This is a genomic window from Sphingobacterium sp. T2 (assembly GCF_000814685.1).
GTDB classification, from domain to species: Bacteria; Bacteroidota; Bacteroidia; order Sphingobacteriales; family Sphingobacteriaceae; genus Sphingobacterium; species Sphingobacterium thermophilum.
The window spans coordinates 1-23,029 of the sequence record NZ_JXAC01000011.1 but is presented as its reverse complement, the minus strand read 5'-3'; the positions used below and the strand labels follow the sequence as shown (position 1 = coordinate 23,029).

Genomic DNA, 23,029 nt, shown 5'->3' with positions numbered 1-23,029 from the left:
CGTACGATAGCTACATTTTTATATGTTAATAAATGTAAAATGTCACTATAACGTGTATCATTTCGTTGTTTTTTTCGTTTTATAGTAAAACAACAATTAAACTAAGCTCAAAAAACAAACCAAAATAATACGTACAAGCAAAAAAATTAATTTTTAGGATGAAAACCACTAACAGAACGGAAGGAATTTCCGTCATAATTTGTTCTTATAACGGAGAAAAAAAGATAAAAGCTACATTATCAGCTATTTTAGAACAAAAAATCCCCTCTTTTCTTTCTTGGGAAGTGATTTTCATAGACAACAACTCTTCAGACAACACTCTTTCCAACGTAAAAAACTATTCTTCCCTCTTCGAAAGCAAAAAAATACCTTTATCTTTTTACAGTGAGCCTAAAAAAGGAAAATTTCACGCCTTAAATAGAGGAATTAGCCACGCAAATTATCAATACTTCATTGTGGTGGATGATGATAACTGGTTATATCCGAATTATGTAGCAAAAGCTTTCGAACTAATCCATAATAAACCTTATATCGGTGCTATAGGAAGTTATAGCGAGCCTGTCTTTGAACATACCCCAGAGAAGCTACCGAAATGGTTCAAAAATAATCAAGGATGCTATGCCATAGGCAGTCAGGGAAAAGACGGCGACGTTACGGAAAGAAAACATCTATGGGGAGCAGGAATGGTTTCCCAAACGGAATTATACGAAAAGATGTACGCGGAACACCCTAGCCTGCTATTCGACAACGGCATCGAAGATATTTATATCGCTGAAGACACAGAATACTGCTTGCGCTTAATATTAAAGGGATATCAACTGTATTATTCTTCCGACTTAAAACTTAAGCATTATGTACCACAGGAACGGCTCTCCTACGACTATTGGGAAAAGCTCAACAGCAATATACGCAACTCATATAAGATTATAGACTACTATAACGCCTTATGGAAGCTGAAAAATCCCAAATACAAAAGCAAAATAAGACGTTTAAGGCTGAAACTAGCTCCAAGTACCGGTATCTCGTAACGTCAGATCCTACTAAAAAGCAACGCCACGGCATCATCTTAGAGCTTCTTTCATCGTCCCGCGAAAGGTCACGCTTGCTGCAAAGATTAAATCGATTTATGAGCGACCGCACACTGCAGAATCCTTATACCACTTCATGATATCACTATGAAAATTGTTAAAATCCACGCCGGATTAGGTAATCAGATTTTCCAATATGCCCTATTTCTCGGGCTTAAAAAATACGGGCATAAGGTCAAAGTAGACTATTCCGAATTTGAATTATATAACATACACCATGGCTACGAACTGCAACGGGCTTTTAATATTAATTTACCGCATATCACCTCTTTCGAGAAAAAGCTGTATGCCCCAAGAAGACCACGCTTTATCTATCGAGTCTTACGCAAATGCTTCAATACGGACGCTTGCTACATGATAGAACAGCCAGAATTCTGTTTCTCCGAGGAAGTTTCTTCTTTCCCCAAAAACTAAATATCTACAAATGGCTACTGGCAACACCACCGCTATGTAGATCTCGTAGAGGAGGAACTTCGTCAGAATTTGAAATTTCCTAAAATCAACGATCCCCAAAACGAGAAGCTACTGAAGAAAATCCAGCATCACAACAGCGTCGCCAGCATTCATGTACGAAGAGGGGACTATCTCAATCATCCGACATTGGGGGGGCTATGTGACCTTAACTATTATAGAAAAGCTATAGACTACATCAAATTTATTATTCCTAATCCTCTGTTTGTCTTCTTTTCAAATGATATTGCATGGTGTCGGCAAAATTTCAACTCAGAAGAAGCCTTATATGTGGACTGGAACAGAGGAGAAGACAGTTTTCGTGACATGCAGCTGATGAGCCTCTGCCATCATCATATTATCGCGAATAGCAGCTTCAGTTGGTGGGCTGCTTGGCTCAACAGCCGACCCGATAAAATCGTGATAGCTCCGAAAAAATGGATCAACCTTCCGGAAGCAGATCCTAAAGCTCTACTGTTGGATCACTTTATCCTGTTATGAAAGAAACACCATTAGATATTGTAATATGCATTGGCGACAATCATCTTAAGATTGCCGAGAAGACAATTGCTTGTCTTATCAAACACTTTGAGTTCCACAGAATTCTTATAATTTCTTCATCGTCACTTATAAACGTCCTTAGAGAAAAGCTGCTTACGCAGGATAATATTATTTTTATAGACGAGAACACCCTCATTCCTGAGATTTCTCTTTCGACTTTAGAACAATATTTTATCCGTCATAATGCCCAGAGGAAAAGAGCCGGATGGTATTATCAGCAATTCCTCAAGATGCAGGCAGCCTATTATTGTCAGACACCGCACTATCTGATTTGGGATGCGGACACTGTACCGCTACGGACAATCCATTTTTTTGAAGAAGAAAAGGTTTTAATTCATCACAGTAAAGAATATCACCCTCCCTATTTTGACACTTTATACAGACTTCTGGGGATAAAAAAGCAAATTTCACCGTCTTTCATCACCGAACATATGGTAATCAATACTGCTGTCATGCAAAGCCTCATCCACACCATCCAAGAAAAAAATAAGAGAGCAATCATGGTGTTTCACAGTATTAGATCATATCGAAAAACAACATCTATCCCATTCTGGCTTTTCCGAATACGAAACCTATGGTTCGTACGTCGTGCATCAGCAGACAAAAGATTTTATCCTAAGGTCGGACTCATATTCCTTAAAAACACTTAGACATGGAAGTCGATTATTTTCTGCTCATCCTACAACCATAGATTTAAATATCTTAAAAGCCCTCGATTACGACTATGTTACTTTTGAAGTTTGGGACCAACAACGCCCAAAGAAAATATTCAAAAACAAGATATTGAGTTGGGGATTTTATCTATCTTCCTTACTGAAATTAAAATCGCTATCGGCTGCTATTTTAAAACAGTTTCAAAAAAGAATAAGGTAACGAATTTACCATTTATTCCACTATATCATTCGTCGTCAAGTCACCAAGCTGCTCTGCCAATCCGATCAACAATCCTTCTACCCCACGTATATAACACAGTTTATAAACATTTTCAAAATTCACGACCTCTCCTACCATTTCGGCCTCCTGCTTTAATAAACGGTCCAGCAACTCTTCAAGATTATCCACACGAAACATAAGACGCAGATAGCCAAGTGAATTTACCGGCGCCATTCTATAATCTGCAACCACTTGAGGCGATATAAATTGAGAAAGTTCTAGTCTACTATGTCCATCAGAAGTCACCATCATAGCTACTTCAACTTTCTGATCTCCAAGACCTGTTACCCGTCCAGCCCATTCTCCCTCTACCATGGTTCTTCTCTCCAACTGAAGTCCAATTTCTTCAAAAAACGAGATGGCTTTGTCCAATGAAGCTACAACAATGCCCATATTATTCATCTCGATTAAATTACTTTTGGTCATAGCAGCATGATTTAATTGTGTCCATAAATAAACTCTCACGAAATCATCCGACCAAAACCTGTGATAATTAATCGATCATCCGACAGTTCTAAAACAGCATATTGAGGGGGCAGCAATCAAGCCAATCTTTATACTTTTCTTATTACTTTGACCCACGGTGTTACTGATCAAAGCAATAAATTAAGAACAGTATATTAAAAATAACTCCTTGCCATAAGAGGTAGATTCTAATATAAGTGTACAGGTAAGATTCGGAGCAATTTACATTTAATAAAAAGTAAAACACTGTATTTCAACCACTAAAAGTAAAGAATAATTTAAACTTATGTTTCTTTTTAGTGAAATTGTTTTTTATGGCTGGGCATAAAAACAACAAAACCAACTGAAAAATCAGTTGGTTTTGGGTTAATCAAGCAGAGAGGAAGGGATTCGAACCCTCGATACGGTTGCCCGTATACTACCTTTCCAGGGTAGCTCCTTCAACCACTCGGACACCTCTCTGTAATATTTGTTCGCAAAAATAATGATTTCCTCGAGAGAAGCAAGAACTTACTTACACTTACTGTAAAAATAGTATCTTTATATAATGGGAACAAAGACATTATATCTTATCAGACATGCCAAAGCTGAAGAGCATTCCTTTTTAAAGAAAGATTTTGATCGCAACCTCGTAGATGAAGCGTTCAGCGTGCCAACACGGTAGCTGTCAAACTCCAAGGCCATCTGAAGGAAGGTTCTATCCGAGTTATAAGCTCCACTGCATCACGTGCCAAACAAACAGCAGAAATATTCTGCAATCATATAGGCTATCCGATAGGGAATATTCAGCTGGAAGAGTCGCTTTACGAAGCATATCACCGCGACATTTTAGACGTCATCAACCGAGTGTCTGCCGCTGTGGATACCCTTTTGGTTTTCGGTCACAATCCAGGATTGTCCGAACTAACCAACTACCTCTGCAATAGTTACATAGAGCTTAAAACGGCACATGCGGCAAAAATTATCTTACCTGAAGGATTTGACTTCGATACACTATCAGGAGGAACTGCAGACTTAGAAACTATTATCACAGAATAAATTTCAGTACCTTCGTAGCTTATGGCAAACAGACTTCAACACGAACATTCACCTTATCTTAGGCAGCATGCCCATAATCCTGTGGACTGGTTCCCCTGGGGCAAGGAGGCTTTAGAGAGGGCACAAAAAGAAAATAAGCTCATCATCGTAAGTATTGGTTATTCAGCTTGCCATTGGTGTCATGTCATGGAAAGGGAAAGTTTTGAAAACCATGCCATCGCCGAGACGATGAACCGTTTTTTTATATCCGTGAAGGTGGATCGTGAAGAACGTCCCGACATCGATCAAATCTATATGATTGCCGTTCAGCTGATGACCAACTCCGGCGGATGGCCATTAAATGTCATCTGTCTTCCTGACGGCAGGCCAATCTATGGAGGCACCTATTTTAAGCCACATGACTGGCAAAATGTGCTCTTGCAAATCGCCAAAATGTGGGAAGAAACCCCGGAAATAGCAATAGATTATGCGGAGCGTCTTACCGCAGGAATACACAAAGCAGAAAGGCTACCTATAGCCCCTATTCCCGAACAATATACATTTGCTAATATAGAAGCTGTTGTTAAACCGTGGAAAGCTCAATTTGACACGCAACACGGTGGCTATCGACGAGCACCAAAGTTTCCCTTACCCAACAACTGGCTCTTTCTCCTTAGATATGCTGTGTTAGCCAAAGATGAAGAAACATTGCAGCATGTACATTTCACCCTAGAAAAGATTGCCAATGGTGGTATTTACGACCATATTGGAGGAGGTTTTGCCCGCTATTCTGTAGATGGGAGATGGCACGTCCCCCACTTCGAAAAGATGCTGTACGACAACGGACAGCTTATCAGCCTTTATAGTGAGGCTTACCAGCAAGGCCCTAACTTACTTTACAAAAATGTGGTCTTTGAAACCATAGAATGGGCAAAAAGAGAAATGCTAGCTGATAATGGAGGCTTCTATTCAGCCCTAGATGCCGACAGCGAAGGTGTAGAAGGTAAATTTTATACCTTCGACTACGACGAATTTGACATCCTTGCAGAGGATGCCGAACTGGCAAGACATTATTTTAATGTGACCAAAGACGGCAATTGGTCAGAAGAACAGGTAAATGTACTGTTCGTGCGGGGCGAAGACCGCCGGCTCATCCATGAAGCCGGCTTTACGGAGGAAGAATGGGACGCCCACCTCAAAGACATAAAAAGTAGGCTGCTGGACTATCGCTGCCGTAGGGCACGCCCCGGACTGGATCATAAGCAGCTTACCTCTTGGAATGCCCTCATGTTGAAAGGCCTCACAGATGCTTACCGTACCTTCGGAGAAGAAGAACATCTGCTTTTGGCAAAAAATACGGCCCGCTTCATAGAGGATTATTGCTCTGTCGGTGATGAACTACTGCATCAGCCACAGGACAGCAACCGCAGCATCAGCGGCTTCCTTGACGACTACGCCTGCACTATAGAAGCATTTGTCGCACTCTATGAAACTACCTTCGACGAAGAATGGATACTCAAAGCCAAAGTTCTTGCGGAAAAAGCTATTACTCTCTTCTATGATGAGGAAGGTAAAACTTTCTACTATACCGCCAACAACACCGAGGAGCTCATCACTCGTAAGTCCGAAATCATGGATAACGTCATTCCTTCCTCCTCGTCTACCATGGTAAGACAGCTCTACCGTTTAGGACTGTTGTTTGATGAAGAAAACTTTACCGCTATTGCCGACCAAATCTTCGCCAATGTATTTCCATACATAAAAAGCTATGGTTCGGCCTATTCAAACTGGGCTATACAGCTGTTGGAACATCATTATGGCGTCCACGAGATTGCCCTGACAGGCCCCACAGCCCAAGCATGGCGCAAAGAGCTTGACAACAAGAAGTATATTCCCAACAAAATTTATCTCGGAGGAACAAAAAGTACACTTCCGTTGTTAGTAAATAGAGAACTATTGAAATCAAAAGCATACCTTTGTCGAAATAAAACATGTAGTCTACCGCAGTCGTCGATTACAGATTTGTTAGAATTAATTAAATAATAAACGAGAGGAAGCTCTCACAAACATTAAACAATGATTATAGAAAACAACAACGTAGTAACGTTGAATTACATTCTTCACACAATCGAAGAAAACGGTGAAAAACAGTTTGTTGAACAGACAACAACAGAAAATCCATTGACATTCTTATTTGGTGTTGGAATGATGTTGCCAAAATTCGAAGAAAACATCGCCGGTCTTCAACAAGGCGATAAGATTTCTTTCGACTTGGCGGCGGCTGATGCTTACGGCGAAAGAGATGATAGAGCTATCGCTCAATTGCCGGCAGATATGTTTAAAGATTTAGGATTACCTTCGTTGGGCGATGTATTGCCACTTCAAGACAACCAAGGTAACCAATTCCGCGCTGTAGTAGTGGATGTCACTCCTGAAGCGGTTATCGCTGACTTAAACCACCCAATGGCAGGCAAAACTTTAAGTTTCGACATCGAAATCTTAAACGTTCGTCCAGCAACTCAAGAAGAGTTAGCACATGGACATGCACACGGCATTGACGGTACTCACGGTCACTAATCGCTGACAAAAGATAAAAGGGGAATTTTTTCCCCTTTCTAACTATTTTTTACCGCTCTCAGCATTTCTCTTTTTCCGGGAGCTCCAGGTGCTTTTTCTATGGAGAAGCCTAAAGCTCTCATACTGCGCTTCAGATTTCCCGTTATAGCATAGGTTACAAATACGCCTCCAGGCTTTAAAAACTGTGACACATGTGCCAACGTCTCTTCTGTCCACATTTCAGGCTGATGTACTGCCGCAAAGGCATCGAAATATACAACATCAAACATCTTCTCGGAAGTGAATTCCATCACCTTAGTATGGGCGATTTCGAGTAGTATATTAGCATCCATGGCCACGGAATGCCGCAAGGCCTCCTCATAATTTTCAATATAACTCTCCCATATTGCAGCATCCACATAATCGGCATAACCGATTTGCGCAATGACTTCCTTGCCCAAAGGAAAAGCTTCAATGCCGCAATAGTACAAGTCAATACCATTGGAACGACAGAAATCCGCCGTAAGGATAAAATTAAGTCCCGTACCGAAACCTATTTCTAGCACTGACGCTCTTTTACTCTGCTCTTGATCCAGAAAAAACTGCAATCCCGACTTTAAAAACACATGCTTACTTTCCTGTAAAGCGCCGTGCTTGGAATGATAATGTTCTCCTACTTCTGCATTATATAGGGTCCTCGACCCATCTCCTGTCGTCACAAAATCCATAATCCTTATTTTTTCTGTCAAATCTAAAACAAAAAAACTATTTTAGCTGTAGAGAATCTCCAGTATGAAAGCTATTCTGAAAAATTATAACAGCATCATCCTCTTATTGATAGGTATTACCGTAGGAAGTTTGATAGGATTATTGTTTCCGGATTGGGTGACATATATCAAACCTATTGGAGATATTTTCCTAAATCTATTGTTTGTAGCAGTGATTCCATTGCTCTTTTTTGCGATTGCCTCCGCTATTGCCAACATAGAAAGCAACAACAAGCTAGGGAAAATTCTGGGGGTGATGTCTTTCGTTTTCATAAGTACCATAGCCATTGCCGCCATACTCACAATAGCAGGGTTGTGGGTCTTTCCCGTGACCGCGGTAAAGGAGAGTGCTGACGTCGCAGAAACGCTGAGTACGAATGCCAATGACACCTGGGGAGATAAAATCGTCCGCTTTCTCAGCGTCGGGGAATTTGTCAACCTTCTTTCACGTCAAAATATACTAGCATTCGTGATTTTTTCTTTCCTTGTAGGACTGTCGGTAAGAAAAAGTGGAGAAGCAGGGAAACCCTTTCTTTCCTTCCTTATCGCCGGAAATGAGGTTATGAAAAACCTCCTAACTATCATTATGCAGCTGGGTCCTATAGGCCTTGGTGCCTATTTTGCCTATCAGGTACAATCTCTGGGACCGGAGCTATTCGGCTTCTACGCCAAACCACTGGCTTTCTATTACATTTTCGGATTTAGTCTTTTTCTTTGTGGTTATTTAGCTTTCTATGCCTTGTTAGCCAATGGTAGAAAAGGCATGAAAGACTATTGGAGAGCTAACATCACGCCATCACTGACCGCACTGAGCACATGTAGCAGCCTAGCCACCCTACCGGCAAACCTCCTTGCAGCACGAAAAATGGGTATACCCAACTACATCAGCAGTGTCGTTATCCCCTTAGGCAACACACTCTACAAAAATGGTTCTTCCATATCTTCTATTTTGAAAATTTATGTGGCTTTTGCCATTTTGGAGTGGAACTTCTTCGAGCCTTCTACCCTCATCCTCGCGGTAGGCATTACGTCTTTTGGTAAGCATCGTAGCCGGAGGAATCCCTAACGGCGGCTTTATCGGTGAAATGCTTATGATTTCCATCTACGGCATACCCAACGAAGCAGTACCTGCCATCATGATTATCGGTGCATTGGTAGACCCTCTAGCCACAGTACTAAATGCTACTGGCGACACCGTGGCCGCCATGCTCGTTACAAAACTTTCCAAAGAAAAATTTATTCTTTCCGAGGAAGAGCAGGCTGTCTGAATACTGTAAAATTTAAACAAAGAACTATTTCTTTTTACAACAAGAAAACTTACTGCTGATTATCAGTTATTTAAACTCTATTTAGAATAATTCTAAATACCCTGGTATTCTTGCTAAATTCACTCTTTCGCTTAGCTTTTCGTAATTTTGCAGTTGGTTTAGTTAAAAAATTGGCATGAAAAAAAGTTCAATCATTCTGATTGTAGTCATAGCTATTGCAATTGCTATGATTTTGGTGATTTACACGGATTCAAGTACTTATTCTACCTTTAGCGAAGCGAAAGAAAAGAAGACAGAGCTTTATGTTGTAGGGGTGTTGAATAAGGAAAAAGATTTGGTTTACGATCCGGTAAAAGATCCGAACCACTTCTCTTTCTATATGTACGACAAAGACAGTACAGAGTGTAAGGTAGTATTCAACGGTTCTAAACCACAAGATATAGAACGTTCGGAACAGATTGTGTTGACAGGAAAAATGGAAGGGGATGTTTTTCTTGCTTCCAAAATATTGATGAAATGTCCTTCAAAGTACAATAAAACGGAAATGGAAGTGAAAGAGGCTTCCGCTGTTCAGGCTTCTTTGTAATATAAAAAACACAGATATTTTCGATGGATATAAACTACGTAGGTGAAAACCTTTTGCCTGGTAAGATAGGACAGTTTTTTGTAGTGCTATCTTTTGGGGCAGCCTTATTTTCTTTTATCAGTTACTTTTTTGCGACAAAATCACCGGAAGAGAAGGGTTGGAAAACCATGGGCCGCATAGGCTTTATGATTAATGCCCTGTCGGTGGTGACCATAGGTACTCTGCTATTCTACATGATTTACAATCACATGTTCGAATACTACTATGTGTGGTCACACTCTGACACTTCTCTTCCAACACATTATATTATTTCATCATTCTGGGAAGGTCAAGAGGGTAGCTTCTGGCTATGGATGTTCTGGCAAGTTGTTATCGGCACTGTACTGCTTTTCCGTGCCAAGTCATGGGAGCCGCCGGTGATGACCTTTGTCATGTTGTGTCAGACTTTTTTAGGCAGCATGCTGTTGGGAGTAGAAATTTTGGGTAGCCGTATCGGCAGTTCTCCGTTCATCTTGTTGCGTGAAGCTATGGATGCCCCTATTTTCAAAGATCCTAACTATCTTTCCATGATTGATGGTAAAGGTCTTAACGCTTTATTGCAAAACTATTGGATGGTGATTCACCCTCCTACCTTGTTTTTAGGATTTGCATCCATGATAGTACCTTTTGCCTATGCGGCAGCAGGGCTATGGAAAAGACAATACAAAGAATGGCTGAAGCCCGGTCTACCATGGGCTCTCTTTGCGTTATGATATTGGGTGCCGGAATCATTATGGGTTCATTCTGGGCCTATGAAGCCTCAACTTTGGGGGTTTTTGGGCATGGGACCCTGTCGAAAACGTTTCTATCATCCCATGGTTGACATTAATAGCAGCCGTACACGTCATCTTGGCATACAATCATTCCGGACATGGTTATTTTACGGCTACTTTGCTTTCCTTGATAAGTTTTGTGTTGGTAATCTATGCCTCATACCTTACTCGTTCCGGTATCTTGGGAGAGACTTCCGTACACTCGTTTACCAGCTTGGGTATGTCGGGTCAGCTTATTGCCTTCAACCTTGTTTTTCTACTTATCATGATAGGCTTGTTGGTATGGCGCCGCAAAGAGCTGCCTCGTACACCAAAAGAGGAAGAAATCTATTCCCGAGAATTCTGGCTGTTTATCGGAGCACTTGTGCTAACCGTAGCCTGTGTGCAGATGATTGCGACGACGTCGATTCCTGTCTTCAACGCCCTGTTTGGCACAAAAGTAGCCCCTCCCATAGACCCTATAGCACATTATAACAAGTGGCAAGGTGCTTTCGCCGTAGTAGTATTACTGTTGACTGCTGTAACACAATTCCTAAAATATAAACGTACGGATGCAAGCAAGTTTTGGGCTTCGACACTTGCTTCCCTCATCGTTTCCATCTTCTTGGCTGCAGGGGCAATATACGTGACGAAAACGTACACCAATGTCATGTACATCCTGTTGATGTTTACAGGAATTTTCTGTGTGGTGGCCAACGTTCGTATCCTTGGAGATGCCATCAAAGGAAAGTGGAAGCTTACCGGCTCTGCCGTATCTCATATAGGTTTTGGATTCTTGGTATTGGGGGCTTTGGTAGCCGCTGCGACCAACGAAGTGATTTCTATCAACCAAAGTGGATATATAGGGGTAAAAAACTTCGGTAAAGAGGGCGACAAATTTACTGACCCGGGAGAAAACCTCTTCCTAACCGAAGGAGAACCTATCCAAATGGGTGAATATCGCATCACCTACATTGGAGATAGCGTTGCTGCTCCGAATGTTTTCTATCATATCAAGTACGAAAAGATAGATGAGGAAACCGGCAAAGTTAAGGAGTCGTTTGTCCTTAGTCCTTTTGCTCAGAACAACCCGGAAATGGGAGGACTGATAGGAACACCTGACACACGTCATTACCTCACTCACGACATATACACCCTGATCACAGCTGCAGCAGCAGATTCACACGCCCCTCTATCCAAAGTCAATGCCGATGAGCAGACCGGCTTTGAAGATTATGAGGAGCCTGCAACATTCTTGGTAAACATTGGAGACACCTTGCGCTACCGAAATGGTATCTTCGTCATTGAAGGGGTAAACAAAAGTGCAAAACTGCAGAATATTCCGCTTAAGGAAAATGACGTCATCCTAGGATTGAAAATCAAAGTTATCGCAGCAGACCAAAAGGAATATCATGCGGAGCCTATTTTCCTACTAAAAGATGGCCATGCTTACGACTTCAACAAAGATGTGGAAGAGCAGGGACTCAAATTCCGATTCACCAATATTCTTCCGGAAAAAGACAAGCTGGAAATCATGCTTTACCAAAAGCCTCTTCCAGAGAAAAAATGGATAGTATTCAAAGCTATAAAATTCCCATATATCAATTTCTTCTGGGCAGGAACGGTCATCATGACCATAGGTTTTATTATGGCCATTATTCGCCGTATTCAGGAGAATAAATCAAAAGCGAACGACATAAGAAATGTAAGGAATGGAAATCGTTTTCAATTGGTCAGCGGCAATATAGCATCACACCTTGCTAAAGCATTTCATGCTAATGGAAATATTATCCGTCAGATATATAGCCGTACCCTAGCCCATGCCCAAACATTGGCTAGGGACGTTAATGCCGCACCGACGGATAGCTTAAAACATCTTGTTCCCGATGCCGACCTATACATCATCGCGGTAGCAGATGATGCCATCCCTTCCGTCATACGTCAGCTCCCCAAAACTTTGAAAGGTATTGTAGTACATACCTCAGGAGCTACTTCCTTAGATATTTTACAGGAATTCCAACATTTTGGGGTTATCTATCCTCCTCAAAGTATTAACAAACATATTGATACCGATTTTTCAAAGATTCCTTTTGGTGTAGAAGCCAATACCGAAGAAAACTTACGGCTGCTCTTCAATACGTTGAAGTCTATAGCTCCCAAGACCTTTGCCTGCAACAGCCAGCAACGGTTGGCTTTACATGTCGCTGCAGTGATAGCCAATAACTTTAGCAATGCTCTCTTTCAGATGGCATACGACATCCTGCAACACGAACAGCTGGACTTCGAGCTGCTCAAACCTATAATTTTGGAAACGGCCAATAAGGTGCAGTACCACCCACCTTACGAAACCCAGACAGGTCCCGCCCGCAGAGGTGATTATAAAGTGATTGATAAGCATTTAGAATTCTTAAGCCAACAGCCTGAGGAACGCAAAATATATCAATTATTGACCGATTTTATTATTAAAAGATACCAGAAATAAGCCTTTAATTAATAAAAAAAGTAAAAATTACACCTAACCTAATCCGAATCCTCAAATTACTTTCTAATTTTGTCAAACAAATTCGGATATTTAAAGTATATATTAATATATAAACTATATCATGGCAGTAAGAAAACTGATTCTTATAATCATCACGGCGATAAACCTTGTTATTATATCTTTTGGTATAATATTCACGCCGAGATGGTTTTGGTTATTGCTTATCCCTATTCCTTTATTGATTGTAGCAATCTACCACAGTTTACAGACGAAACATGCAATCTTACGTAACTATCCTTTGGTAGGTGCATTCCGTTATTTCTTTGAATCTTTCCGTCCCGAGCTGAGACAATATTTCTGGGAGTCAGATACAGACGGAAGACCTTTTAACCGTAGACAACGTTCTATTGTATACCAAAGAGCGAAAAACCAGCGAGAGACGGTAGCTTTCGGTATGCAACAAGACCCTCAGGCGGTAGGCAACGAATGGGTAGCGCATTCAATATTCCCTACACATATAGAAAACCATGACCTTCGCGTCCTTGTAGGAAACAAAGCTTGTAAGCAACCTTACAACATGAGTATCTTCAACATTTCGGCGATGAGTTATGGTGCCTTGAGTAAAACCGCCATCGAAGCCTTAAACAAAGGTGCCGCATTGCAAGGTTTTGCTCACAACACCGGAGAGGGTGGTATTAGTGATTATCATATCAATGGCGGGGACCTTATCTGGCAGATAGGTACCGGATATTTTGGATGTCGTGACGAGAATGGATACTTCAATGCCGAGTTGTTCACGGAAAAGGCCAACAGACCCTACGTAAAGATGATCGAATTGAAAATCTCACAAGGGGCAAAACCAGGCCACGGCGGTATCTTACCTGCGGCAAAAAACACACCTGAAGTGGCTAGAATCCGTCACGTCGTGCCGGGTACCGACGTGCTTTCTCCTCCGGCACACAGCGCATTTTCCAACCCCGTAGAGATGATGCACTTCATACAGAAGCTGCGTGAACTGTCAGGCTATAAGCCTGTAGGTTTCAAAATCTGTATCGGCGACAGACAGGAGTTTTTGGATATCTGTAAAGCTATGCAAGACACGCAGATATTCCCTGATTTCATCGCCATAGACGGTGCTGAAGGAGGTACAGGAGCTGCACCTCTGGAATTTACGGACAACCTAGGTATGCCGCTGTATGATGCCTTGGCCTTCGCTACCAAAACATTAATCAGCTACGGGCTGAAGAAACATATCAAAATCATTGCCTCCGGCAAAATCATCACCGGCTTCGACTTATTGAAAGTCTTGGCCTTAGGAGCTGATGCTTGCTATAGCGCCCGCGGAATGATGTTTGCCTTAGGATGTATCCAAGCACTCAAATGTAATGAAGACGTCTGTCCGGTAGGTGTAGCAACACAGCGACCTCACCTATACAAAGGACTAGACGTTCAGGATAAACATGTGCGTGTAGCACAATTCCACCGCAATACCTTGCGTGCTACCGTAGAAATCATGGAAGCCTGTGGATTCAAGACCGTAGACGACATTACGGCAGACAAATTCTACAGAAAAGTAGATGCTATCACCACGTTAAGCTTCCACGAAATTTACTTCAAAGACACAGGAAGGTATATTAAAAAAGAAAACACCTTTGAAAAGGAAGACTTCTTGAAAGATGATTGATTAGGGTAACAAAAAAAGGTCGACGAAAGTTGACCTTTTTATTTTATATTATGAAAAACTTTATCCAAGATACGTTGCGCGGCCTGTAACTCCTGCAAATCCAGACCTTCCGTAGCTTCTTTCAATGTCAAGGCGGACTGCCGCATGCCCTCCTCCTTCAAGCGACGCCCCTCCTTAGTAAGATATATAAGATTAGAACGACGATCTTTCTTATCGTTGACACGGATTACTAAAGACATTTTCTCCAAATTGTTAATCAATCGCGTAATACTAGGTTTATCTCTATAGGTCAGATTAGCAAGTTCCTGCTGCGTCAAGCCTTCCTCTCTCCACAAATGATATAATATAGTCCATTGCTCGGCAGTAATGTTCAACTTAGCCGCTTTCAGATTACGCTGTAATCTCCTTGAGATTGCAGTCGAAACTTTCCCCGTCAAGAAAGAATAAAATTCTTCCGATAAAACTAGTGTTTCGTTCATGATTAGCTTATAATTTAGGTTGTTTATGCAATTAAGCAAGATTATTTTAATAATACAAATTTTTTATAAAAATTGTATATAATGCGTATATTTAAATTATGGAAAACTATTGGGTCATAATCTTTTTTGTAATAGCTTTTGTCATAAATGTTTCTAGAAATTATCAGAAAGAACAGGAAAAAGCCAAAAGGAGAATGTCCCAACAAAGGCCTGTCCGCCCTAAGTCTTCACCACTCCCACAATCACAGCCTGAGCTCAAACCAGCTCCCCCAAATAGTGGAAAAGTCTGTCTATACCAAATTGGAGAAAACCGCTCTGATCGAAGAGTCTATGCCCGAAGAGGTATTGGCACTGAAGCGCAGTAGAGAATTGAAGGAAAAAGAAAAGACCATCAAGCTACATAAAGCGCAGCAAGCCCAAAAGGAAACTGTAGAAAAGGAGAAAATATTCGACTTACGTACAGCAATAATACAGTCTGCTATATTAGAAAGACCTTACCAGTAAGATTTTCCTACAGTAATGAGAATTTATCAGCATCCTTAAGGAAAGGGAACTGCTCTCTCGCTTTAGTGAGATCCTTAGGATTTAAGGTGAAGGTATAAAGGTCCTCATCTTCCGGCTTATAATATACCACATCTCCCAGAGGAGAAATACACATCGAACCGCCCGAATAGTACACTTCGTTGCCGTCGTGTCCTACGCGGTTTACACCTATCACATAAGCTTGGTTTTCTATTGCCCTTGCCGGAATCAAAGCTCTCCAATGTGCTGAACGCTTATCCGGCCAACTAGCGATATATACCAAGAGATCATAACCATTCTCCACATTGCGGGACCATACCGGAAAACGTAAATCATAGCATATCATTGGACATATCTTCCACCCTTTCAGCTCGAAAATGATACGTGAATTGCCGGGGGTAAAATCTTTGTCCTCTTGTGCCAAGGCAAAGAGATGTCTCTTGTCATAATACACATAGCTACCATCGGCCGACATCCACACAAAGCGGTTAAAGTATTGGTCGTTCTCTTTAATGATTAAGGAGCCTGCTACAACACAGTCAAAAGTTTTAGCCGTATTGTACAACCAGCGCATAGTCATGCCGTCCATAGCCTCAGCACATTTCTCCACATTGGTCGTAAATCCTGTATTAAACATTTCAGGAAGGAGGATTAAATCTGTTTTCTCACGTAAAGCGGATAATCTCAAACTTAGATTTTGAAGATTCTTCTCTACGTTTTCCCAGAATAGGTAAGCTTGAAATATTGTTATTTTAATAGGCTCCATCAAGTAACTTTCCTTATACAAAATGTTTATTACAAATACTTTAAAAATATAAGACTTTTTTATGATTCACACAAAATTATTTGGTGCGGTGCAATAAGTTGTCTGCTAAAACGTATAAATCCTCTTTATTTTCACGAGGGACCGAAATGCTGTCTAGGTTTTTCAAAGCTTTGCTTGAATACTCTTCCTTTAACGTATTAGCCTGCTCAAATATTTTATACTTGTCGTATAATTTTTTCATACGCCTTACCTTTTCTACACTATCCTGACCGTTTAGCTGTAGAATGGCGTCAAATTCTGTTTTATCCCCTTCCGTAAGCGCTCTCTTCAGGAGAATATGCAAAATGGTTTTCTTATTAGCAATAATATCGCCTCCCACTTGTTTTCCGAAGGTTTCAGGATCTCCGAAAGTATCCAAGATATCGTCCTGCAGTTGAAAAGCTATGCCTAGATTTTCACCAAAATCATACAGACGTTGAATGTTATCCACATCCGCTTCCGCGATAATCGCGCCCATCTCTAAAGCTCCCCCCAGCAATACGGATGTTTTCAGGCGTATCATCTCTATATACTCGTCTTGCGAAACATCCTTACGCTGCTCAAAATCCATATCATGCTGCTGTCCCTCACACACTTCCAGTGCTACACGGTTAAAGGTCTTCAACAGGGCCGGAACACTTTTCGAAGGGCACTTGGACAATTCCTCATAAGACTTCACCAGCAAGGCATCCCCCGATAGGATAGCCGTATTGTCATCCCACTTTTGATGAACAGTCTGCTTACCTCTACGCAGTGGAGCCTTATCCATGATATCATCGTGCATCAACGAAAAGTTGTGGAAATATTCCACCGCAATAGAGGCTGGAAGTACGTCATCCAGCTCCTTATATCCAAACAAGCTAGCCCCCATAAACACCAACTGCGGACGTATTCTCTTTCCGGAAAGCGATAAGATGTACTCTATAGGTTCGTATAAGTTTGTCGGTGACTCAGGAAGATTGAGATTTGCTAAAGCATGGCTGATCTTCTCAGCATAATACGGATTTCCAAACATATCTGATATTAGAATAACCATACGAAGATACACATATATTTTTTAACGCTTTTACATTTCCTTGCAAATTGCCTCTAGTATTAGTATTATATTTGTACAAATTACCATGCATGCGAATACTAGTAGTCCATAATTACTATCAGCATAAAGGCGGTGAAGATGTAGTCTTTCGTCAAGAAGTGGAAGCCCTCCAACAGATAATGCCGATAGAAACCCTAACCTTCCAAAACAGGAAAGGTTTTGCAGGGCTACTTCAGTTTGCATTATATCCTTGGAACCCCTTTGCTGCACGCAAGATTGTTCGGAAAGCCAAAGAATGTGGAGCTGATATCGTACACTTTCATAACCTACATTATGCTATAGGCCCCTTGGCTATACGTCACCTGCATAAGGCTGGTTTTAAAACCATACAGACCTTACACAACCATCGACTTTTGGACCCTTCCGCAACCTTATTTGTGCGCAATAAAGTCTTTTTGGATACTATAGAGAGGGTATTTCCGTGGAAGTCTGTATGGCAAAAGTCATTGGATAACTCTCTGCTAAAAACATTCTGGACAGCGTGGACCTATTATATCCACCATAAACTAAATACGTGGAAGATGGTAGACCGCTATCTGGTATTCTCACAGTTTATGAAAAGCCTGATTCTCAGATCTCCAAAAAACATTCAAAGAAGTGCGAATAACTGTAAAAACGAATAGCGGTAGAAAAACCTTCTTCCGCTGCATTAACCCCTCGGGAAGATTTTTTTCTCTACATAGGCAGGTTGTCGCAGGAAAAAGGTGTGGAATCTCTGCTGGAGGCTTTCAAGACGTACAGTCAACAGCGGCTGGTCATCTATGGCGATGGACCGCTACGAGCAGCGGTAGAGCTAGCATCCAAACAACACCACAACATCATCTATAAAGGTTTTCAACCCAAAGAGGTTTTGGCCTCTGCCCTAGCATCATGTCAAGCGCTCATCGTTCCTTCCATCTGTCTTGAAGGTATGCCGATGACACTATTGGAAGCCTATGCCTTGGGAACACCGGTTCTAGCCAGCAATCTAGGCGTATTAAGCGAAATAGTCATCAACGGCAAAACAGGTTTGCATGTTGAAGCCAACAACCCGAAAGACCTAGGTGAAAAAGTGAAACAGTTCGCCCTTCTGGACAAAGAAGAAAAACAATTTATGAGCGATAATTGTCTTAAGGAGTACGAGGAGAAGTACACTCTGGACAAAAACGTTCAACAGCTTATCCAGGTTTATAAAGAAATTATAGCATCAGCATAAAAACGAATACTATGAATAGCATCATAATAATGGACCCATTGGGGTTAGCTCCCCAAATCAAAGAAGTACTAGCGACAGTTTACGATCCGGAACTTAGACCTGCTAATATCCTAGATTTGGGATTGGTATACGAAATCATCACCAAAGAAGGAGGAATTGCCAAAGTGGTGATGACCTTAACTGCTCCCGGATGCCCTGTTGCCGGAGACATCATCGACGAAGTACAACGTAAGGTAGCCGCTATCCCCGGCGTAACGGAAGCATTGGTGGAACTAACATTCGATCCACCATGGACTAAGGATATGATGAGTGAAGAAGCTAAGCTGGAACTAGGACTACTCTAGTTCCTTTTCCTGCACAGAAGCTTCCAGCTCCTCTAAAGTCTTTCGAGCTTTGGAAGCTTTCTGCTCCTTCCCAAAAAGAGCGTTCCATATATTTCGCGACTCCTTGGTCAATAATGGGGAAATAACAGATAAAAGAAGAACATATACCACCACAAAGGATTGAAGCACCGGTAATAGTCCTCCCGCCTTGCCGATATTGGCCATAATGATAGAAAACTCTCCTCTAGCAGATAAGGTAAAGCCTATATCAAAGGAGCTACGCGGCTTAAGTTTAGAAAAATACGTCGCAAAATAGCCGGAGGCAATATTACCCAGTACGGTGACAAATGCCGCTAAAGCACCCCATCCCACAGCTCCTCCCAACGAATAGATATCTATTGAAAGGCCAAAGCTGAAGAAAAACATAGCTCCGAAGAAGTCCTTATATGGCAATACCATGCTTTCTATCTTCTTAAGATATTTGGAGTCCGCAAAGACAAGCCCTGCCATCAGTGCCCCTATAGCTTCCGCCACATGTATGGTCTCCGAAAAGCCGGCAATCACAAACAACAGACTGAAGATAATAAGAATAAAAAGTTCTGAAGACTTGTCGTGAAGAATCTTATCTATGGAAGGAACCAACTTGCGTCCGAAAATAAGAAAGGCAAGAATAAAACCCAAAGCCAAGAGGGAGGTGCCCAACACAGACCAAAAGGAAGTTCCCCCCGTCAATATCAATCCGGAAAGGAAGGAAATATGCATCGCAATAAACAAATCGTCGAACATGATCATGCCCATGATGACCTCCGTCTCGGGATTCGCCGTACGCTTCAAGTCTGTCAGCACCTTGGCCACAATAGCTGTAGATGAACTTGTCATCAAACCGCAGAGCACCATCATCTCTTTGAATGGAAGATTCATCAACCACCCTATCAACAAGCCGGAAACAAAATTAAGAAAGACATATAAAGTCCCTCCCGTGACTATAGACTTCCCAGATTTAAGTAGACGGCTAACAGAGAACTCCAACCCCAAATAAAAAAGAAGAAACAGGACCCCCAGCCGCCCCATAAAGTCTATAAAAGGCTTGCTCTCTGAAAAAGTAAAAAAAACCCACACCTTATCCACCCACGAGGTAATATCCGGATTATTGACGTATGCAAGAAAATCAGCAACAAAAGAAGGGTATTCCTTATTGCCCAATATCATACCTATAATTATAAAAAAGGGAATAACAGAAAAGCGAAGTCTGTTTGCCAACAGCCCCACCAACGCAACTAAGAAAACAGCTATTCCTATTTCTAAAATTATGATATGCGACATAAATACGTATTAAACTAATAACTCTTTCAGCAACTTAATATGTTTGGCTTTTCCTGCAATGACAAGTGTATCTCCCGGTTCGATGACATAATCCGGTCCAGGATTTATTTTGGTTTCTTTGTCTTTGATCGCAGCAATGATGGATGCTCCCGTCTTTTGACGCACGTTAAGCTCACCTATACTTTTGTTTACCCCGTCACTTGAAGGCCCTACTTTAAACCATTCTATTCGAAGGTCGTCCAAGGCTACCTCTATAGTCTCCAAAGCCTTAGGCTTATAAGATAGGCCTCCTATTATCCCTGCCAGCTGACGGGATTCTTCGTCCGATAATGTCATCACACAACGCGTTTCATTATCTTCTTCATCATGACGGTATAATTCACGACGACCGTCATCATGAATCACCACGACCATATTGTCTCCGGCATCCGTTTCTATCTGAAACTTCTTGCCAATACCAATAAGATCACTTTCTCGAACTACTGACATAGCAATATATATTAGTTTATATCTAAATTTTGATTACCTCTAATTTAGTAAAAGTCGACTATTCTTCGTTAGGGTCCACCAACATGTAAGAACCATCTTCTTTCAATTTTGGCTTCCCCATAGCCAATGACTTTCCATGGTAGAATAGGTATATCCAGCCCTCCGGAGCCCCTTGCTTCCAATACTCCTTACGTTTGTCACGAGAAGCACGCCCATCAAAATCGTACTTAGCAATAAAATTTTTGAACAGCTCCTCCGGCTCCGGCAACACATCTCCACCGAAGAAGAAATGCTCTCCTCCCGTCTCAATATGGAAGGCCTGATGAAATTCGGTATGTCCGCCGTTAAGTTCATATCTGATCTCATAATTCACCATGCCGTCACCTTCCACCAAATTCAAATTGCCGCTACGCTGAATGACATCAAAAACTTCCGTCCTATAGGACGGAGAATCTGACGCATAGGCATTTTCCCACTCACCACGCTGAATAACATATTCAGCCTCTGGAAACGCTATTCGCCCTACTCCGTTTTTGAAATCCACCAGTCCTCCCGTATGATCTTTATGAAGATGCGACATAAGCACATATTTCACATCCTCAGGCTCATATCCCAATTTACGAATATTATGGTGTATTAACAATTCGTCGTTTTCCGTACGAAAACCCAATCCTGCATCACATAGTATCAATCCGTTACTCGACTCTATCAAAAATGGATGCACATGAACAAAGAGCGACCCAGGTCGGCTTTTCGGATCATCCACCTTAGGATCAAAAGGAACAAATTTTTTTGATGCATCAACGGAAAAGGAACCTTCAAATAAAGAGTATGACTTGAATCATTCTTTTAAATAATTGTAAATATGATAGTTAGAAAAGACCTAACTAATTATCGATTGAGAGTATTAGGTTACTACACCTATAAAATGTATATTTACATACAAATATTGTGCAAAGATATGCAAAAAAGGTGGGTCCTAAAACCAAAAAATAATAGCGACAAAGTAGAGCGTTTGAAGGCGGAATTAGGTGTAAATGACATTGTTGCAAATCTTTTGGTGAGCCGCCAGATTGAAACCTTTGATCAGGCAAAACAATTTTTCAGACCTTCTTTGGAGCATCTGCACAACCCTTTCCTCATGAAGGATATGGACATCGCCATATCCCGCATCGAAAAAGCTATCGGCAACAAAGAAAAAATACTCATCTACGGAGATTATGACGTAGATGGCACCACAGCAGTATCTGTCGTTTTATAGTTTTTTTCGTGCTTTCCACTCCGGCATTGAATTTTATATTCCGGACCGCTACGCGGAAGGTTATGGCATTTCTACACAAGGTATTGACTATGCTGCTGCCAAAGGCTTTTACACTTGTCATCGCCTTGGACTGTGGCATCAAAGCCATAGATAAAATAGAATACGCCAACAGTAAGGGCATAGACTTTATCATAGGAGACCATCACCTGCCCGGAGACTCCATACCTAAAGCCGTGGCTGTCCTTGACCCTAAAAGACCGGACTGCAATTATCCTTACAAAGAACTCTCCGGATGTGGTATAGGGTTTAAAATTATTCAAGCCTTCATCCTGAAAAACAATATGAATATGGAGGTGGCTTACCAATATCTGGACTTGGTAGCCGTAAGTATAGCTTCCGATATTGTCCCTATCACAGGAGAAAACAGAACCTTAACGTACTTTGGATTAAAGAAACTGAACAATAATCCTTGTATAGGTCTTAAAGCGTTGATTGATTTATCTTCCCAAAAATCAAAAAACTTCAGCGTCAATGACATAGTATTCCAGATAGGACCACGCATCAATGCCGCAGGAAGAATAGAGCACGCTAAAGACGCAGTACACCTTCTCCTTTCCAAATCAGAAGAAGAAGCAAAGAACTACTCTTCGGCCGTAGACGATCAGAACAACCAACGTAAAGATCTTGATCTTACCATCACGAAGGAGGCCTTGCAGATTATAGAATCCTCCCATCAGAACCTTTCCCGCAAATCGACGGTGCTTTATAAGGCCGACTGGCATAAGGGCGTTATAGGTATCGTAGCATCCCGTCTTACGGAAAAATACTATCGGCCTACCGTAATCCTGACAAGGACAAACGGCAGATCCAGCAATATGTCCGTTTGTC

The 23,029-nt window shown here is 41.5% G+C and carries 27 protein-coding genes and 1 tRNA gene; 19 read left to right on the top strand and 9 right to left on the bottom strand.

Annotated features, from left to right (window positions below):
- Positions 1-158 precede the first annotated feature (158 nt).
- The 4 genes from SD31_RS01000 to SD31_RS00990 all read left to right on the top strand — a co-directional run bounded on the left by SD31_RS01000 (position 159) and on the right by SD31_RS00990 (position 2,749).
- Positions 159-1,028 carry a glycosyltransferase gene (locus tag SD31_RS01000; RefSeq protein WP_039052779.1) on the top strand — a complete coding sequence of 290 codons (870 nt, stop codon included), beginning with the start codon at positions 159-161 and terminating at the stop codon, positions 1,026-1,028.
- Positions 1,029-1,175: 147 nt separating this feature from the next.
- Positions 1,176-1,502 (top strand): hypothetical protein, encoded by a 327-nt coding sequence (locus SD31_RS14610; RefSeq protein WP_052258510.1) that lies wholly within the window; start codon positions 1,176-1,178, stop codon positions 1,500-1,502.
- Positions 1,503-2,039 (top strand): alpha-1,2-fucosyltransferase, encoded by a 537-nt coding sequence (locus SD31_RS14605; RefSeq protein ID WP_082021750.1) that lies wholly within the window; start codon positions 1,503-1,505, stop codon positions 2,037-2,039.
- Complete coding sequence (locus SD31_RS00990; RefSeq protein ID WP_039052778.1) at positions 2,036-2,749, top strand: DUF6492 family protein; 714 nt, start codon at positions 2,036-2,038, stop codon at positions 2,747-2,749. The genes SD31_RS14605 and SD31_RS00990 overlap by 4 nt, the downstream gene beginning before the upstream one ends.
- A gap of 235 nt (positions 2,750-2,984) precedes the next feature.
- Here the strand turns inward: SD31_RS00990 and SD31_RS00985 are convergent, their stop codons facing one another.
- Both SD31_RS00985 and SD31_RS00980 read right to left on the bottom strand, forming a co-directional pair.
- Positions 2,985-3,458, bottom strand: coding sequence for a VOC family protein (locus tag SD31_RS00985; RefSeq protein WP_039052777.1), 474 nt, complete (start codon positions 3,456-3,458; stop codon positions 2,985-2,987).
- Positions 3,459-3,872: 414 nt separating this feature from the next.
- Positions 3,873-3,959 (bottom strand) — tRNA-Ser (locus tag SD31_RS00980).
- 396 nt (positions 3,960-4,355) lie between these two features.
- Between SD31_RS00980 and SD31_RS17880 the strand changes: the two genes are divergently transcribed.
- The 3 genes from SD31_RS17880 to SD31_RS00965 are packed head-to-tail and all read left to right on the top strand — an operon-like array spanning position 4,356 to position 7,091.
- Positions 4,356-4,535, top strand: coding sequence for a hypothetical protein (locus SD31_RS17880; protein ID WP_231561009.1), 180 nt, complete (start codon positions 4,356-4,358; stop codon positions 4,533-4,535).
- A gap of 21 nt (positions 4,536-4,556) precedes the next feature.
- The gene (locus tag SD31_RS00970) at positions 4,557-6,557 is read left to right on the top strand and encodes a thioredoxin domain-containing protein (RefSeq protein ID WP_039052776.1); all 2,001 of its coding nucleotides are present in this window, start codon (positions 4,557-4,559) and stop codon (positions 6,555-6,557) included.
- A 33-nt stretch (positions 6,558-6,590) separates the two neighbouring features.
- Positions 6,591-7,091, top strand: a complete 501-nt coding sequence (locus tag SD31_RS00965) for a peptidylprolyl isomerase (protein WP_039052775.1) — start codon at positions 6,591-6,593, stop codon at positions 7,089-7,091.
- A gap of 38 nt (positions 7,092-7,129) precedes the next feature.
- On the opposite strand, the gene mnmD is transcribed toward SD31_RS00965, so the two are convergent.
- A complete protein-coding gene (mnmD, locus tag SD31_RS00960) occupies positions 7,130-7,798 on the bottom strand; it encodes a tRNA (5-methylaminomethyl-2-thiouridine)(34)-methyltransferase MnmD (RefSeq protein WP_039052774.1) in 669 nt (222 codons plus the stop codon).
- 64 nt (positions 7,799-7,862) lie between these two features.
- Here mnmD and SD31_RS00955 point away from each other — a divergent pair, with 64 nt between their 5' ends.
- The 6 genes from SD31_RS00955 to SD31_RS00940 all read left to right on the top strand — a co-directional run bounded on the left by SD31_RS00955 (position 7,863) and on the right by SD31_RS00940 (position 14,648).
- Positions 7,863-8,903, top strand: coding sequence for a dicarboxylate/amino acid:cation symporter (locus SD31_RS00955; protein WP_231561008.1), 1,041 nt, complete (start codon positions 7,863-7,865; stop codon positions 8,901-8,903).
- Entirely contained in the window at positions 8,872-9,105 is a 234-nt protein-coding gene (locus tag SD31_RS17875; protein WP_231561007.1) for a cation:dicarboxylate symporter family transporter, read from the top strand. Before SD31_RS00955 ends, SD31_RS17875 begins: the two co-directional genes overlap by 32 nt.
- Positions 9,106-9,280: 175 nt before the next feature.
- Positions 9,281-9,691 (top strand): cytochrome c maturation protein CcmE, encoded by a 411-nt coding sequence (locus tag SD31_RS00950; protein WP_039052773.1) that lies wholly within the window; start codon positions 9,281-9,283, stop codon positions 9,689-9,691.
- A 23-nt stretch (positions 9,692-9,714) separates the two neighbouring features.
- Positions 9,715-10,443 (top strand): hypothetical protein, encoded by a 729-nt coding sequence (locus SD31_RS20480; protein WP_316929708.1) that lies wholly within the window; start codon positions 9,715-9,717, stop codon positions 10,441-10,443.
- Between the two features lie 106 nt (positions 10,444-10,549).
- The gene (locus SD31_RS20475; protein WP_316929707.1) at positions 10,550-12,964 is read left to right on the top strand and encodes a DUF2520 domain-containing protein; all 2,415 of its coding nucleotides are present in this window, start codon (positions 10,550-10,552) and stop codon (positions 12,962-12,964) included.
- Between the two features lie 121 nt (positions 12,965-13,085).
- The gene (locus SD31_RS00940; protein ID WP_052258508.1) at positions 13,086-14,648 is read left to right on the top strand and encodes an FMN-binding glutamate synthase family protein; all 1,563 of its coding nucleotides are present in this window, start codon (positions 13,086-13,088) and stop codon (positions 14,646-14,648) included.
- Between the two features lie 38 nt (positions 14,649-14,686).
- Here the strand turns inward: SD31_RS00940 and SD31_RS00935 are convergent, their stop codons facing one another.
- Positions 14,687-15,127 carry a MarR family winged helix-turn-helix transcriptional regulator gene (locus SD31_RS00935; RefSeq protein ID WP_039052772.1) on the bottom strand — a complete coding sequence of 147 codons (441 nt, stop codon included), beginning with the start codon at positions 15,125-15,127 and terminating at the stop codon, positions 14,687-14,689.
- Positions 15,128-15,274: 147 nt separating this feature from the next.
- Here SD31_RS00935 and SD31_RS00930 point away from each other — a divergent pair, with 147 nt between their 5' ends.
- Complete coding sequence (locus SD31_RS00930) at positions 15,275-15,631, top strand: hypothetical protein (RefSeq protein WP_039052771.1); 357 nt, start codon at positions 15,275-15,277, stop codon at positions 15,629-15,631.
- 7 nt (positions 15,632-15,638) lie between these two features.
- Here SD31_RS00930 and SD31_RS00925 read toward each other — a convergent pair whose 3' ends face one another.
- A complete protein-coding gene (locus SD31_RS00925) occupies positions 15,639-16,415 on the bottom strand; it encodes an amidohydrolase (RefSeq protein WP_039052770.1) in 777 nt (258 codons plus the stop codon).
- Between the two features lie 76 nt (positions 16,416-16,491).
- Positions 16,492-17,490 carry a polyprenyl synthetase family protein gene (locus SD31_RS00920; protein WP_231561006.1) on the bottom strand — a complete coding sequence of 333 codons (999 nt, stop codon included), beginning with the start codon at positions 17,488-17,490 and terminating at the stop codon, positions 16,492-16,494.
- 89 nt (positions 17,491-17,579) lie between these two features.
- On the opposite strand from SD31_RS00920, the gene SD31_RS14600 reads away from it, so the two are divergent.
- The 3 genes from SD31_RS14600 to SD31_RS00910 are packed head-to-tail and all read left to right on the top strand — an operon-like array spanning position 17,580 to position 19,089.
- A complete protein-coding gene (locus SD31_RS14600; RefSeq protein WP_052258506.1) occupies positions 17,580-18,173 on the top strand; it encodes a glycosyltransferase in 594 nt (197 codons plus the stop codon).
- The gene (locus SD31_RS14595) at positions 18,170-18,745 is read left to right on the top strand and encodes a glycosyltransferase family 4 protein (RefSeq protein ID WP_082021749.1); all 576 of its coding nucleotides are present in this window, start codon (positions 18,170-18,172) and stop codon (positions 18,743-18,745) included. The genes SD31_RS14600 and SD31_RS14595 overlap by 4 nt, the downstream gene beginning before the upstream one ends.
- A 29-nt stretch (positions 18,746-18,774) precedes the next feature.
- Positions 18,775-19,089, top strand: a complete 315-nt coding sequence (locus SD31_RS00910; RefSeq protein ID WP_039052769.1) for an iron-sulfur cluster assembly protein — start codon at positions 18,775-18,777, stop codon at positions 19,087-19,089.
- Here SD31_RS00910 and SD31_RS00905 read toward each other — a convergent pair.
- The 3 genes from SD31_RS00905 to SD31_RS00895 are packed head-to-tail and all read right to left on the bottom strand — an operon-like array spanning position 19,081 to position 21,646.
- On the bottom strand, positions 19,081-20,391 hold the full coding sequence (locus SD31_RS00905; RefSeq protein ID WP_039052768.1) for a cation:proton antiporter: 1,311 nt from the start codon (positions 20,389-20,391) through the stop codon (positions 19,081-19,083). The two genes, SD31_RS00910 and SD31_RS00905, sit on opposite strands and share 9 nt — an antisense overlap.
- Positions 20,392-20,400: 9 nt before the next feature.
- On the bottom strand, positions 20,401-20,880 hold the full coding sequence (locus SD31_RS00900; protein ID WP_039052767.1) for a cation:proton antiporter regulatory subunit: 480 nt from the start codon (positions 20,878-20,880) through the stop codon (positions 20,401-20,403).
- Between the two features lie 58 nt (positions 20,881-20,938).
- Positions 20,939-21,646: an MBL fold metallo-hydrolase gene (locus SD31_RS00895; protein ID WP_082021748.1), complete on the bottom strand. Its 708-nt coding sequence runs from the start codon at positions 21,644-21,646 to the stop codon at positions 20,939-20,941.
- 195 nt (positions 21,647-21,841) lie between these two features.
- On the opposite strand from SD31_RS00895, the gene SD31_RS20470 reads away from it, so the two are divergent.
- On the top strand, positions 21,842-22,141 hold the full coding sequence (locus SD31_RS20470) for a hypothetical protein (protein WP_316929706.1): 300 nt from the start codon (positions 21,842-21,844) through the stop codon (positions 22,139-22,141).
- A gap of 62 nt (positions 22,142-22,203) precedes the next feature.
- Positions 22,204-23,029 (top strand): single-stranded-DNA-specific exonuclease RecJ (locus SD31_RS00890; protein WP_316929705.1); only part of this gene is annotated, 826 nt, incomplete at its 3' end.